Origin of the sequence: Enterobacter sp. MF024 (assembly GCF_005843915.1) — a bacterium.
Taxonomy (GTDB): Bacteria; Pseudomonadota; Gammaproteobacteria; order Enterobacterales; family Enterobacteriaceae; genus Enterobacter; species Enterobacter barmai.
Map to the genome: position 1 here is coordinate 106,667 of NZ_VCBB01000013.1, position 12,750 is coordinate 119,416.

The window sequence follows — 12,750 nt, forward strand, 5'->3', positions numbered from 1 at the left end:
GCTGAATAATGAAAACAACGCTTCTCTCTACCCTCATTGCTTCCGGGATCGCGCTGGCGACCTTAACCGGTGCCGCACAGGCCAAAGGCCGTCTGGTGGTCTACTGCAGCGCCACCAACGAAATGTGCGAAGCCGAAACCAAAGCGTTTGGCGATAAGTACGACGTCAAAACCTCGTTTATCCGCAACGGCTCCGGCAGCACGCTGGCGAAAGTGGATGCCGAGAAGAAAAACCCGCAGGCCGACGTCTGGTACGGCGGCACCCTGGATCCGCAGTCTCAGGCCGGTGAAATGGGGCTGCTGCAGCCGTACAAATCGAAGAACCTCGAGCAGATCATGGAGAAATTCCGCGATCCGGCGAAGGTGAAAGGCAACCTCTCCTCCGCAGTATACGTGGGCATTCTGGGCTTTGGCGTCAACACCCAGCGCCTGAAAGAGAAGAACCTGCCGGTGCCGAAGTGCTGGAAAGATCTGACCAAACCGGAATACAAGGGCGAGATCCAGATTGCCGATCCGCAAAGCTCCGGCACCGCCTACACCGCGCTGGCGACCTTCGTCCAGCTGTGGGGGGAAGACCAGGCCTTCGACTACCTGAAGCAGCTGAACGGCAACGTCTCCCAGTACACCAAATCGGGCATCGCTCCGGCGCGTAACGCCGCGCGCGGTGAAACGGCCATCGGCATCGGCTTCCTGCACGACTACTCGCTGGAAAAAGAGCAGGGCGCCCCGCTGGAGCTGATCTCTCCGTGCGAAGGCACCGGGTATGAGATTGGCGGCGTCAGCATCCTGAAGGGCGCGCGTAACGAAGAGAACGCGAAGCTGTTCGTCGACTGGGTGCTGTCGAAAGAGGCTCAGGAGCTGGCGTGGAAGCAGGGCAAGTCCTATCAGATCCTGACCAACACCACCGCCGAGACCTCCCCGAACTCGCTGAAGCTGGATGACCTGAAGCTGATCAGTTACGACATGGACAAGTACGGCTCAACGGACGTGCGCAAAGCGCTGATCAACAAGTGGGTCAGCGACGTGAAGATGGGTAAATAAGCCCACTCGTGCGGTAAATGCCGGGTGGCGGCTACGCCTTACCCGGCCTACAACATTCATCAACACCCGGAACACCTATGTCACAGACACTCGCTCTTCATCCCGTGAAAAAACGGGATGCGGTCTTCCTTTGGGTTTTCGTCGGCTGGCTGGCCTTTGCCCTGCTGCCGAGCTGGAGCCTGGATTACGGCCTGCTGGAGTCCACCGGGGACGAGATCCTCGACGCCTACAGCTGGTCGCACTTCAACATCAGCTGGCTGTGGTATCTGCTCCCCACCCTGCTGCTGGTGCGCCCGTTCAGTGAAGCGAAGCGCGAGAAGCGCAGCCGCCACTACCTCGACGCCGGCTGGGCCCTGCTGTGCATGGCCTTTGTGGTCATCAGCGCCACCCTCGAAGGGCGCGGTTTAGGCTACGCCACCATCGTGCTGTTTGTGGCGCTGGGTTCGATCATGACCCTGGCTCTGACCCGCCTCGAATGGCTGGGCGGCGACCGCTTTGTCATCGGCTCGCTGATCGCCATCGTCGCGCTGATCGGCGTCTTTATCGTCTGGCCGAGCATCGCCATCTTTATTCCGATGTTCACCAATGACGCAGGCGAGTTCGCCCCGCTGGCGTTTATGAACGTGCTGTCGCAGTCGCACATTATTCAGGTGATCATCAACTCGATCCTGCTCTGCGTGGCGGTCGGGATCGGCTGCACCTTCTTCGGCCTGGTGCTGGCGATCTACACCACCCGCATCGCCAGACGCAGCGCCATCATCGGGCGCATCTTCTCGATCCTGCCGATCGTCACCCCGCCGTTCGTGGTGGGCCTCGGCGTGACGCTAATGATGGGCCGCTCGGGCTACATCACCGAGCTGATGGTCGACTGGTTCGGGCTGACCAACACCAACTGGCTGTACGGCTTCACCGGCATCTGGCTGGCGCAGGTGCTGGCCTTCACCCCGATGGCATTTATGATCCTCGACGGGGCGATCAAGACCATTCATCCGTCGCTGGAAGAGGCGTCCTACACCCTGCGCGCCAGCCGCTGGCAGACCTTTAACGGCGTCTTTGTGCCGCTGCTGAAACCGGCCCTGGCCAACGCCTTCCTGATCGTCATCGTCCAGTCGCTGGCGGACTTCAGTAACCCGCTGGTGCTGGGGGGCAACTTCGACGTGCTGGCGACGCAGATCTACTTCTACATCACCGGATCGCAGCTCGACTACCAGGCGGCCAGCACCCTCGGCGCGTTCCTGCTGCTCTTCTCGCTGCTGGTGTTCTGCATTCAGTACATGTGGATCGGCAAGCGCTCCTACGTCACCGTCTCCGGCAAGTCCTATCGCGGCGACGTCCAGCCTCTGCCGGTGACTCTGGTGTGGAGCGTGATCGCCCTGCTGGCGGTGTGGATCGCCTTTAACGCCCTGCTCTACGGCAGCATTTTCTACGGCAGCTTTACCGTCAACTGGGGGGTGGATTACACCCTGACGCTGGATAACTTTATCAAGCTGTTCGGCCAGGGGATGAGCGACGGCGCATGGCCTTCGCTGCTGGATACCCTGCTGTACGCCGGGATCGCCGCGCCGATCACCGCCGCCTTCGGGTTGCTGATCGCCTGGATCGTGGTGCGCCAGCAGTTCAAAGGCAAAAAGACCATCGAGTTCACCACCATGCTGTGCTTTGCCGTCCCGGGCACCGTGGCTGGCGTCTCCTATATCCTGGCCTTTAACAGCGCCCCGGTGTACCTCACCGGCACCGCCGCTATCGTCATTATCTCGATGGTAATGCGTAACGTCCCGGTGGGTATTCGCGCCGGGATCGCGGGGCTGGGCCAGATCGACAAGTCGCTGGACGAGGCGTCACTGAGCCTGCGCGCCGGTTCGCTACGCACCATTACGCACATCCTGCTGCCGCTGCTGCGCCCGGCCATTCTGTCGGCGCTGATCTACAGCTTTGTGCGCGCCATTACCACCGTCAGCGCCATTGTGTTCCTCGTCACGCCGGATACCCGCGTGGCCACCGCCTACATCCTGAACCGCGTGGAAGACGGCGAATACGGCGTGGCGATTGCCTACGGCTCGATCCTGATTGTGGTCATGCTGGCGATCATTTTCCTCTTTGACTGGCTGATCGGTGAGGCACGAATCTCCCGCTCAAAAGCCAAAAACCAGGCGTAACACTATGACTCAGAAACATTTCGTTGAACTGCGTAACGTGACCAAGCGCTTTGGCGCGAACACGGTAATTGAAAATATCAACCTGGCGATCCCCCAGGGGCAGATGGTGACTCTGCTTGGCCCGTCCGGCTGCGGTAAAACTACGGTGCTGCGCCTGGTGGCCGGGCTGGAGAAACCCACCGACGGGCAGATCCTCATCGACGGCGAGGACGTGACCCACCGCTCCATTCAGCAGCGTGACATCTGCATGGTGTTCCAGTCCTACGCCCTCTTCCCGCACATGTCGCTGGGCGAGAACGTCGGCTACGGCCTGAAGATGCTCGGCGTGTCGCGCAGTGAGATCAAAGCCCGCGTCAAAGAGGCGCTGGCGATGGTGGATCTGGAGGGCTTTGAAGATCGCTACGTGGACCAGATCTCCGGCGGCCAGCAGCAGCGTGTGGCCCTGGCGCGCGCCCTGATCCTCAAGCCGAAAGTGCTGCTTTTCGATGAGCCGTTGAGTAACCTCGATGCCAACCTGCGTCGGAGCATGCGGGATAAGATCCGCGAGCTGCAAAAGCAGTTCAATATTACCTCTCTGTACGTGACTCACGATCAGAGCGAGGCCTTTGCGGTGTCGGATACGGTGCTGGTGATGAACAAGGGCAACATCATGCAGATTGGCTCCCCGCAGGATCTCTATCGCCAGCCCGCGTCGCGCTTTATGGCGAGCTTTATGGGCGATGCCAACCTGTTCCCGGCGAGCTTCACCCAGGACTACGTGGCGATCCACGGCTATCGCCTGCCCCGCCCGCTGCACTTTGCCGCCATGGGCGCGGGCACCGTCGGGGTGCGCCCGGAGGCGATCACCTTAAGCCAGCACGGCGAGGCCAGCCAGCGCTGCGTGATCCGCCACGTCGCCTACATGGGCCCGCAGTACGAGGTGATTGTGGAGTGGCACGGGCAAGAGATTTTGCTGCAGGTGAACGCCACCCGACTGCAGCCGGATGTGGGGGAGGAGTATTTCCTGGAGATCCACCCGTACGGGATGTTTGTGTTGGCGGATGTGGCATAGGTAAAAGCAAAACGGCACGAACCGTAGGCCGGGTAAGCGCAGCGCCACCCGGCAGGGTTGCAGCGGTGCGGCCTGTTCCCCTCACCCTAACCCTCTCCCCAAAGGGGAGAGGGAATAGTCTGGCGCGCTCATGTAGGCCGGTTAAGCGCAGCGCCACCCGGCAGGGTTACAGCGGTGCGGCCTGTTCCCCTCACCCTGACCCTCTCCCCAAAGGGGCGAGGGAATAGTCTGGCGCGCTCATGTAGGCCGGGTAAGCGTAGCGCCACCCGGCAGTGGTTGCAGCGGTGCGGCCTGTTCCCCTCACCCTGACCCTCTCCCCAAAGGGGCGAGGGAAGAGTCTGGCACGAACCGTAGGCCGGGTAAGCGCAGCGCCACCCGGCAATGGTTACAGCGGTGCGGCCTGTTCCCCTCACCCTGACCCTCTCCCCAAAGGGGCGAGGGAATAGTCTGGCGCGCTCATGTAGGCCGGGTAAGCGTAGCGCCACCCGGCAGTGGTTGCAGCGGTGCGGCCTGTTCCCCTCACCCTGACCCTCTCCCCAAAGGGGCGAGGGAAGAGTCTGGCACGAACCGTAGGCCGGGTAAGCGCAGCGCCACCCGGCAATGGTTACAGCGGTGCGGCCTGTTCCCCTCACCCTGACCCTCTCCCCAAAGGGGCGAGGGAAAAGTCTGGCGCGCTCATGTAGGCCGGGTAAGCGTAGCGCCACCCGGCAGTGGTTGCAGCGGTGCGGCCTGTTCCCCTCACCCTGACCCTCTCCCCAAAGGGGCGAGGGAAAAAACACGGTTACCTTTGGGCGTGAAGATCCGCAATATCCTTCGGCGTCGTTCGACAGCATCCGCCAATCAGCTTCGCCCCTGCCGCCAGCCACTGCGGCAGATACCCCACCAGCGTCTCGCACGTCTCGCCGTGGTGGTGCCAGGTTTTGGTCGTCGCGTCGTAATGCTCCCCCGAGTTCGGGTAGACCACCAGCGGCAGCGCGGTCAGGCTCTGCAGATGCTGCAGCGCGGCGGTGGTGTTCTCCAGCGCGATGCAGTTAATGCCCAGGGCAATCACCTGCGGTGAGTTCGCCAGCACCGACACCACCTCGCGCAGCGGCGTGCCGTCGCTCAGGTGTTCGCTGTCGCGAAGCGTAAACGAGAACCACGCCCGGGCGCGGGGATAGTCCGTCAGCAACGCCGCCAGGGCTTTTATTTCCGCAAACGATGGCAGGGTTTCGCAGGCCAGCAGGTCAGCCCCGGCATCCAGCAACGCCTCCACGCGCGGGCGGTGAAAGGCGCTGAATTCCTCTGCGCTGCGCACGTAGTCGCCGCGATATTCCGACCCGTCCGCCAGGAACGCGCCGTACGGCCCGATGGACCCGGCCACCAGCAGCGCGCCCGCCTGCGGGTTTTCCGCCAGATACGCTTCCCGCGCCTTACGCGCCAGCTCAACGCTTTTGCTAATCAGCGCCCGGGACTGCGCCTCGTCCAGCCCGCGGGCGGCAAAGCCGTCCGGCGTGGCCTGGTAGCTGGCGGTGATCGCCACCTGCGCCCCGGCGCGGAAGTAATCGAGATGCACGTCGCGGATCAGCTCCGGATTCTCCATTAATACCTTCGCCGACCACAGGCTGTCGGCCAGGTTGCAGCCGCGCGCTTCCAGTTCCGTTGCCATCGCCCCGTCCAGCACCACAAACGGCTGGGTTTCAAGGATGGCGGTAAGCGGATTATTCTGCGACATGTTCAGGCTCCTGGGTTTTCAGATTTTGGGTAAGGTAGTACGCCCCATAGCAGAGCGCCACAAACGGCAACCCACAGTAAAGGGCAATGCGCTGGCTCGGGTCAAACGCCAGGCCGACGCAGGCCACCAGGCAGAGGATAAAGCCCAGCACCGGCACCAGCGGATACCACGGGGCGCGATACTGTAACGCGCTCAAGGGTTTGCCCGCCTGCAGATGACGGCGGCGGAAGACAAAGTGCGAGGCGCAGATGCTGATCCACACCGCCACCACCGCAAAGCCGGAAATGGCCGACAGCGCGACAAACACCGTGTCCGGGGCCACCACGCTTGAGAAGAGCGCCAGCACGCCGCCGAGCATCGACACCGACAACGCGGTGAGCGGCACGCCGTTTTTATTCACTCTGGCAAAGCAGCGCGGCAGGGTTTTCTCGTTCGACAGCGACCACAGCATGCGTCCGGAGGCGTAGAGCCCGGAGTTGGCCGCCGAGAGGATCGCCGTCAGGATGACAAAGTTGACGATATCCGCGGCATACGGAATGCCGACCTTCTCAAACACCAGCACGAACGGGCTTTTCTCCACCCCGGCCTGCTGCATCGGGATCAGCGCCGCCAGCACAAACACGGTGCCGATAAAGAAGATAATCAGGCGGGCAATGGTAGTGCGAATGGCGACCGGAATCACCTTGTGCGGGTTCTCGGTCTCCCCGGCGGCAATGCCGATAAGCTCGGTGCCGGAGAAAGCAAAGTTAACCGCCACCATGGTCATCAGGATCGGCAGGCCGCCGTGCGGGAACCAGCCTTCGGCGGTGATGTTGCTGAGCCCCGGCGCGGGAGAACCGTCCTGCATCGGGATAAAGCCAAAGATGGCCGCTCCGCCCAGAATAATAAAGGCGATGATGGTGATCACTTTCACCAGCGAGAACCAGAACTCCCCTTCGGCGAAGAAGCGGGTCGAGATGACGTTGAGGGCGAAGATCACCGCGCAGAAGACCACGCACCACACCCAGACCGGCACCTGCGGGAACCAGTACTGCATGCAGAACCCGGCGGCGGTAAAGCTCGACCCGAGCGCCACCGTCCAGGTGAGCCAGTAGAGCCACGCCACGGTGTAGCCGGTTGCCGGGCCAAGATAGCGCGCGGCATAGACGTGAAAGGCGCCGGTTTCCGGCATCGCCACGGAGAGTTCGCCGAGACACTGCATCACCAGCCAGACCACCAGCGCGCCGATCAGATAGGCCAGCAGCGTGCCCGCCGCCCCGGTGGTTGAAATGATGTAACCCGTATTAAAAAACAGCCCTGTGCCAATCACGCCGCCGAGCGACAGCATGATTAAGTGGCGAGTCTTCATGGTGCGCTGAAGCTGCCCATTTTGTTGTGTTTGCATATCACCTTCTATACGTATGGACATCTAAACATCCAAAAGAAGGTGTTTTTATACCGCGATTGTTAACAAATTGCTAGCCATGCACCAGACGAAGACATCCTCGACGGGCGCTCAGCCGGGGATGAACCGTATAAATGACGTAGAGAAAGGGTCGCCATGCCATCTGATACCTCCTGCAAGCCGATACTTAAAGCATGTACCGCCCCACTCCCCCCGTCGGTCAGACGAAAGTGGGATCTGTTTTGGGCCGCTAAACTTTAGGGGGAGTGCGGAGCGCCCGGCGGCGCTCCGCTTGCGCGGGCCTACAAAACCACGAAACGTAGGCCGGGTAAGGCATCGCCGCCACCCGGCAACAGGCCGCACGCAATCATGAGAATGTTAAATCATATAAAACATCCTATAGTCGTAGTGTTTATATAAAAAAGGATGATCCAATGCGATTTAACGGACTGACCAAGGGTTTCTTCATACTTATTCTCCTGTTGGTTACCTGGGCGTTTTTTGATGTGCTGTCGCCCTACTTCTCGGCGATCCTGTGGGCCGCTATCCTGGCGGTGATTTTCTACCCGGTTAAAAACGCGCTGCGTATCAGGCTGGGGGATCGCAACGGGCTGGCGGCGCTGCTCAGCGTGCTGCTGATCTGCCTGATTGTTTTTATTCCGCTGATGGTGATCTTTTCCTCATTAGCCTTTGAACTCAATATCGTTTATACGCGCCTGCAGCAGAACGACACCCAGTTTTCCACCGTGGTGGCGAGCCTCTTCGCCCATCTGCCCCACTGGCTGCGCACCCTGATGATCGAGCACGATCTCGATACCGCGGCGCAGATCCAGCAGAAGCTCTCTGAAGCAGCGTTAAGAGGCGGACAATACCTGGCTGGCAGCGCCTTCCTGATTGGTAAGGGCACCTTTGGCTTCGCCATCAGCTTTGGCGTGATGGTCTATCTGCTGTTCTTCCTGCTGAAAGATGGCCCCTGGCTGGTGCGCCAGATCCTCGACAGCCTGCCGCTGTCGAATTTCGCCAAACAGCATCTGTTTGCCAAGTTTGCCGGGGTCGCCAGAGCGACGGTAAAAGGCACGGCCGTGGTGGCGCTGGTTCAGGGTTTGCTGGGCGGGATCGCCTTCTGGATAGTCGGTATCAACGGCAGCATTTTGTGGGGCGCGCTGATGGCGTTCCTGTCCCTCATCCCGGCGGTGGGTTCGGCCATCATCTGGGTGCCCGCGGCCATCTTCCTCTTCGCCACACAGCAAATCTGGCAGGGCCTGTTTATCGTCGGGTTCTTTGTGCTGATCGTCGGCCTGGTGGATAACATTCTGCGTCCGCTGCTGGTGGGTAAAGACACCAAAATGCCCGACTATCTCATCCTCATCACTACCCTGGGCGGGATGGAGATTTACGGTATCAATGGCTTTGTGATTGGCCCGTTGATCGCCGCCCTGTTTATCGCCTGCTGGAATCTGCTCTCGGGGCGCGATCATGCCGGTAATGCCGAAGAAATAGATGACGCCATTATCGAAGAAGGCAAAAATTCGCCTGATTTATGAAAAAGGAATAAGACTTGCGTATCGCCACTATCACTAACTGGGCATACGGTGCCACGGTCTGTCTGACCATCGCTTCAGGGATAGCCATGTTAATGGCTTCCAGCGCTGAAAAGGTGGAGCGACAGGCCGTAGAACAGCGCTACGTCTTCGATCAACTGACCGAAGAAGTTGAGGTGGACGCCTGGGCGCTCTCGGATCTGGCGCGGTTGTATGTCATCAAACAGACGCCCGCGGTGGCCGACGAGTATCGCCAGAAAGCGGCCTCCATGGTCGGCGTCGAGCATCGCCTGCAAAAGCTTAAAGACGCGGGGGCCAGCGATGAAGAGCTGGCCCTGCTGCACGAAGGGTTAACCGTGGCCGATGCCCTGCAGGATGAACAGCAGCGCGCCATCGCCAGCGTCAATAGCGGGCAGCAGGCGCAGGCCATTGAACGGCTCTATGGCGAGCGTTACGAGAGCGAACTGGAGCAGGCGCAGAACCAGCTCGACCATTTTCGCCAGATGCTGGACCGCCGCACCGACGTGGCCATTGAGGATGCCACGGCAAAATCCCACGCGCTGCGCACGCTCTCCGAGGTGATGGTCGGCCTCACCGCGCTGATGTTCCTGTTTGTGCTGGGCTTTATCCTTAAGCGCCGGGTGCTGCGCCCGGTGGTGCGCCTGAGCGACGTGGTCAACCGGCTGGCTTCCCAGGATTATGCCGTCGAAGCCCCGGATTACCGTCAGATCGACGAAATTGGCGACATGGCCCAGGCGATCCGCATCTTTCGTGAAAACGGCCTGGTGCGGCAGCGGCTTGAGAAGGAGCGCGACGCCGACTGGGCGATCCGCGAACTGCTGGCGCGCATGACGCAACGCCTGCAGGGGTGCGAATCCGTCGAGGACGTGCTGAACGTCGCGCGGCTGTTCGCTCCCAGCATTGCACCGGGGATCGCCGGGCGGCTCTATCTTCTCGAACACGCGCCGTGGCAGATGCGCTGCGCCGCCGAGTGGCTTAACCCGCAGGGCGAGCCCGATCCGTTCCATCCGGACCAGTGCTGGGCGGTGCGTCGCGGTCAGAGCCATCCGCCGGTCAACGGCGAGCCGGATATCGCCTGCTATCACCTGCCGGACAGCTGCGCCCATCATGCACTTTGCGTGCCGCTGATTGCCCAGGGTGAAGCCATCGGCCTGCTCTCCTTCCAGAACCTTACTCCGGAGATGGCCCCTTCCCGCGCCTATCTGGAGCTGATGGCTGAAGCGCTTGGTCTGGCGCTGGCTAACCAGCGTCTGCGCGATGCCCTGCTGGAAAAAGCGCTGTTCGATCCTCTGACCGGGCTGCGCAACCGCCATCATCTGGAAGATGCCCTGCGCACCCAGATGAACCAGGCGCTGCACAGCGGGAACCCGGTAAGCTGCCTGATGATCGACATCGACCACTTCAAAGCCATCAACGACAGGCTGGGGCACGAAGCGGGCGACCAGGTGATTAAGGGCGTGGCGGCAATTGTCCAGCGCGCGGTCAGCGACAAGGGCATGGCGTTCCGCTATGGCGGCGAGGAGTTTCTGGCCCTGCTGCCGGGCGCGGATGAAGCGGCGGCGTTTGCCACTGCCAGCGAAATCCATACCGCCGTGCACGGCCTGGCGCTGCGCTATGAGCTGTCGGAGATCGGCCCGGTGGATGTGTCGATTGGCATTGCCAGCTATCCGCAGCACGCTCAGGGCGAAAACCTGCTGCGCGCCGCCGACGTTGCGCTGTACCGGGCGAAAGAGCTGGGGCGTTCAAGGATTGTGAGTTTTGGGATGCTGGAGGCGGGGAATCAGCCGCCGGGGGCGAATATCTGACAGAGCTCAAAGAAGCTCCCGTCGCCGGCGGGTGCTTCTTCCATCTTCGCGCTGTAGCATCATAACGTTTCCGTATGATAAGCCGGTTTTACAATGACTTATACTGGCATCCAAACCGAATTTCAGCCCCAGTCAAAATGATAACCATCGAAAAATCCAGCCCAACCTCAACCGACTCTCAGGCGCTCATCGATCAGCTCTCTTCAGAGCTTGCCGCGATCACCGGGAACAATGGTAAAAGCCACTTCGACCCGCAGGATGTCTCCGGGGAGCGGGCGATGTGGGTGATAGCGAAAGATGAAAATAATCAGCCCATAGGCTGTGGTGCATTCCGCCCGCTGACTGAGACCACAGCTGAACTCAAACGCATGTTCTCTGACCGGAGTTGCCCGGGCACTGGCGCGGCGCTACTCGCCTGGCTTGAAGAGGCAGCCCGGGGCATGGGCTACCGTGAGCTGTGGCTTGAGACGCGCAAAATCAACGCTCGCGCGGTGCAGTTCTATTTAAAGCATGGCTATGTGCAGAGAGAAAACTATGGCCCCTATATCGGGCGCGACGAGGCCATCTGTTTTGCCAAAAGGTTAACCGGCTAGCCCGGTTACACTCCCGCAAGGATCGCGTATCATCGCCCCTTCGGATCGATAACTGACACTGCCTCCCATGCTCAATGTCCTCTGTTATTTCCTTCTCGCCCTTGCCGCCGCGGGCAGCGCCCTGTTGCCTCATTCTCTGGCGATGTGGTTTCTGCTCGCCAGCGCGCTGACGTTTTTGATCTACGGTGCCGACAAACTGGCGGCCCGCAAAGCCTGGCGCAGAGTCCCGGAATCGACCCTGCTGGTATGCGGGTTTGTCGGGGGATGGCCGGGCGCTATCTTTGGCCAGCAGCTGTTTCGTCATAAAACCCAAAAGCAGCCGTTCAAAACCTATTTTATGGTTAGCGTGGTGCTTAACGTCGCGGTGCTGATGCTTGTCGCCTGGCGTTTCGCTTCCTGATTGACAGCAATGCGTGAAAGATGGTTGTATAGTACAACTATCTTTTACAGGCTAACCTAATAATGACTGATTCGTCGATTGTTGAAGAGATCCGTATCTCGTCGCGTCTGATGGTGCGGGAACTCGGCTTTATGAACCACACCCTTGCGGCAACGGATTACTCCCCTTCCGTAGTGCATACCCTGCTTGAGATGGAAGCCAGGGGCTCCCTGACTGCCGCCCAGCTGGTGCAGATCCTGGGACTGGAGAAATCCAGCGTCAGCCGCATGCTCGCCAAGCTGATCAAGGCCGGGGAGCTGGAAGAGAGCGCCTCCCCGGAGGATGCCAGAATCAAGCAGCTTAGCCTGAGCCCTCAGGGCAGAGAAACGGTGCGCAGAATTAATGCCTACGGTAACGAACGCGTCATTTCCGCCCTGCAAAAAATGGACGCCAGCCAGCAGCGCGTCGTATCACAGGGCCTGAGCGTCTATGCCAGCGCCCTCAAAGCCTGCAGGGATGATGTTGATCTGCCAGAAAAAAGCGCGGTAACCATTGTCTCTGGCTATCATCCAGGCATGATTGGCCGCATCACGGAAATGCACGGCAGCTATTACGCGAGAGAGCATCACTTTGGCTCTTTTTTTGAGGCGAAGGTCGCCGCTGGCTTAGCGGATTTTTCGGGGCGTCTGGACAATGCGAACAATCAAATCTGGCTGGCGATGCAGAACGGACGCATCGTTGGCTCAGTCGCCATTGACGGCGAAGATCTCGGAAACAACGAGGCGCATTTGCGCTGGTTTATCCTGGATGACGGTTGTCGCGGTGGCGGCGTGGGCAGAAAGCTGATTGCTGAAGCGATGAAGTTTTGCGATGAGAGGGAGTTCTCTGCGGTTCAGCTGTGGACCTTTAATAAGCTGACGGCGGCACGGCGGTTGTATGAGTCCTTCGGCTTTGTATTATCGAAAGAGTGGCAAGGCGATCAGTGGGGCAGCACCATTACAGAGCAACAGTTTACGCGTAAATAAATCGATTCCAGGCGCTAATAAATAATGGCGGGCATTATTAA

The 12,750-nt window shown here is 60.2% G+C and carries 10 protein-coding genes; 8 read left to right on the forward strand and 2 right to left on the reverse strand.

The window, feature by feature from the left end:
* Window positions 1-8: 8 nt before the first annotated feature.
* The 3 genes from FFB58_RS18605 (at window position 9) to fbpC (ending at window position 4,247) form a co-directional block, all read left to right on the forward strand.
* On the forward strand, window positions 9-1,040 hold the full coding sequence (locus FFB58_RS18605; RefSeq protein WP_039032440.1) for an ABC transporter substrate-binding protein: 1,032 nt from the start codon (window positions 9-11) through the stop codon (window positions 1,038-1,040).
* Between the two features lie 77 nt (window positions 1,041-1,117).
* Window positions 1,118-3,196, forward strand: coding sequence for an iron ABC transporter permease (locus FFB58_RS18610; protein ID WP_138370655.1), 2,079 nt, complete (start codon window positions 1,118-1,120; stop codon window positions 3,194-3,196).
* 4 nt (window positions 3,197-3,200) lie between these two features.
* Window positions 3,201-4,247: a ferric ABC transporter ATP-binding protein gene (gene fbpC / locus FFB58_RS18615; RefSeq protein WP_138370656.1), complete on the forward strand. Its 1,047-nt coding sequence runs from the start codon at window positions 3,201-3,203 to the stop codon at window positions 4,245-4,247.
* A gap of 781 nt (window positions 4,248-5,028) precedes the next feature.
* Here the strand turns inward: fbpC and mmuM are convergent.
* Complete coding sequence (gene mmuM / locus FFB58_RS18620) at window positions 5,029-5,961, reverse strand: homocysteine S-methyltransferase (protein WP_138370657.1); 933 nt, start codon at window positions 5,959-5,961, stop codon at window positions 5,029-5,031.
* Window positions 5,948-7,345, reverse strand: coding sequence for an S-methylmethionine permease (gene mmuP / locus FFB58_RS18625; RefSeq protein ID WP_138370658.1), 1,398 nt, complete (start codon window positions 7,343-7,345; stop codon window positions 5,948-5,950). Before mmuP ends, mmuM begins: the two co-directional genes overlap by 14 nt.
* 434 nt (window positions 7,346-7,779) lie before the next feature.
* On the opposite strand from mmuP, the gene FFB58_RS18630 reads away from it, so the two are divergent.
* The 5 genes from FFB58_RS18630 to FFB58_RS18650 all read left to right on the forward strand — a co-directional run bounded on the left by FFB58_RS18630 (window position 7,780) and on the right by FFB58_RS18650 (window position 12,709).
* Window positions 7,780-8,889, forward strand: coding sequence for an AI-2E family transporter (locus tag FFB58_RS18630; RefSeq protein ID WP_039032445.1), 1,110 nt, complete (start codon window positions 7,780-7,782; stop codon window positions 8,887-8,889).
* Window positions 8,890-8,903: 14 nt separating this feature from the next.
* Window positions 8,904-10,712: a diguanylate cyclase gene (locus FFB58_RS18635; RefSeq protein ID WP_138370659.1), complete on the forward strand. Its 1,809-nt coding sequence runs from the start codon at window positions 8,904-8,906 to the stop codon at window positions 10,710-10,712.
* 137 nt (window positions 10,713-10,849) lie between these two features.
* The gene (locus FFB58_RS18640) at window positions 10,850-11,305 is read left to right on the forward strand and encodes a GNAT family N-acetyltransferase (protein WP_138370660.1); all 456 of its coding nucleotides are present in this window, start codon (window positions 10,850-10,852) and stop codon (window positions 11,303-11,305) included.
* 67 nt (window positions 11,306-11,372) lie between these two features.
* Entirely contained in the window at window positions 11,373-11,705 is a 333-nt protein-coding gene (locus tag FFB58_RS18645; protein WP_138370661.1) for a DUF1294 domain-containing protein, read from the forward strand.
* 62 nt (window positions 11,706-11,767) lie between these two features.
* Window positions 11,768-12,709 carry a bifunctional helix-turn-helix transcriptional regulator/GNAT family N-acetyltransferase gene (locus tag FFB58_RS18650; RefSeq protein ID WP_138370662.1) on the forward strand — a complete coding sequence of 314 codons (942 nt, stop codon included), beginning with the start codon at window positions 11,768-11,770 and terminating at the stop codon, window positions 12,707-12,709.
* The last annotated feature ends 41 nt before the right edge of the window (window positions 12,710-12,750 follow it).

Bases quoted from the DNA above. Each gene is read 5' to 3' on its own strand.
- FFB58_RS18605 (WP_039032440.1), top strand. From the start codon at position 9: ATGAAAACAACGCTTCTCTCTACCCTCATTGCTTCCGGGATCGCGCTG.
- FFB58_RS18610 (WP_138370655.1), top strand. From the start codon at position 1,118: ATGTCACAGACACTCGCTCTTCATCCCGTGAAAAAACGGGATGCGGTC.
- fbpC (WP_138370656.1), top strand. From the start codon at position 3,201: ATGACTCAGAAACATTTCGTTGAACTGCGTAACGTGACCAAGCGCTTT.
- mmuM (WP_138370657.1), bottom strand. From the start codon at position 5,961: ATGTCGCAGAATAATCCGCTTACCGCCATCCTTGAAACCCAGCCGTTT.
- mmuP (WP_138370658.1), bottom strand. From the start codon at position 7,345: ATGCAAACACAACAAAATGGGCAGCTTCAGCGCACCATGAAGACTCGC.
- FFB58_RS18630 (WP_039032445.1), top strand. From the start codon at position 7,780: ATGCGATTTAACGGACTGACCAAGGGTTTCTTCATACTTATTCTCCTG.
- FFB58_RS18640 (WP_138370660.1), top strand. From the start codon at position 10,850: ATGATAACCATCGAAAAATCCAGCCCAACCTCAACCGACTCTCAGGCG.
- FFB58_RS18645 (WP_138370661.1), top strand. From the start codon at position 11,373: ATGCTCAATGTCCTCTGTTATTTCCTTCTCGCCCTTGCCGCCGCGGGC.
- FFB58_RS18650 (WP_138370662.1), top strand. From the start codon at position 11,768: ATGACTGATTCGTCGATTGTTGAAGAGATCCGTATCTCGTCGCGTCTG.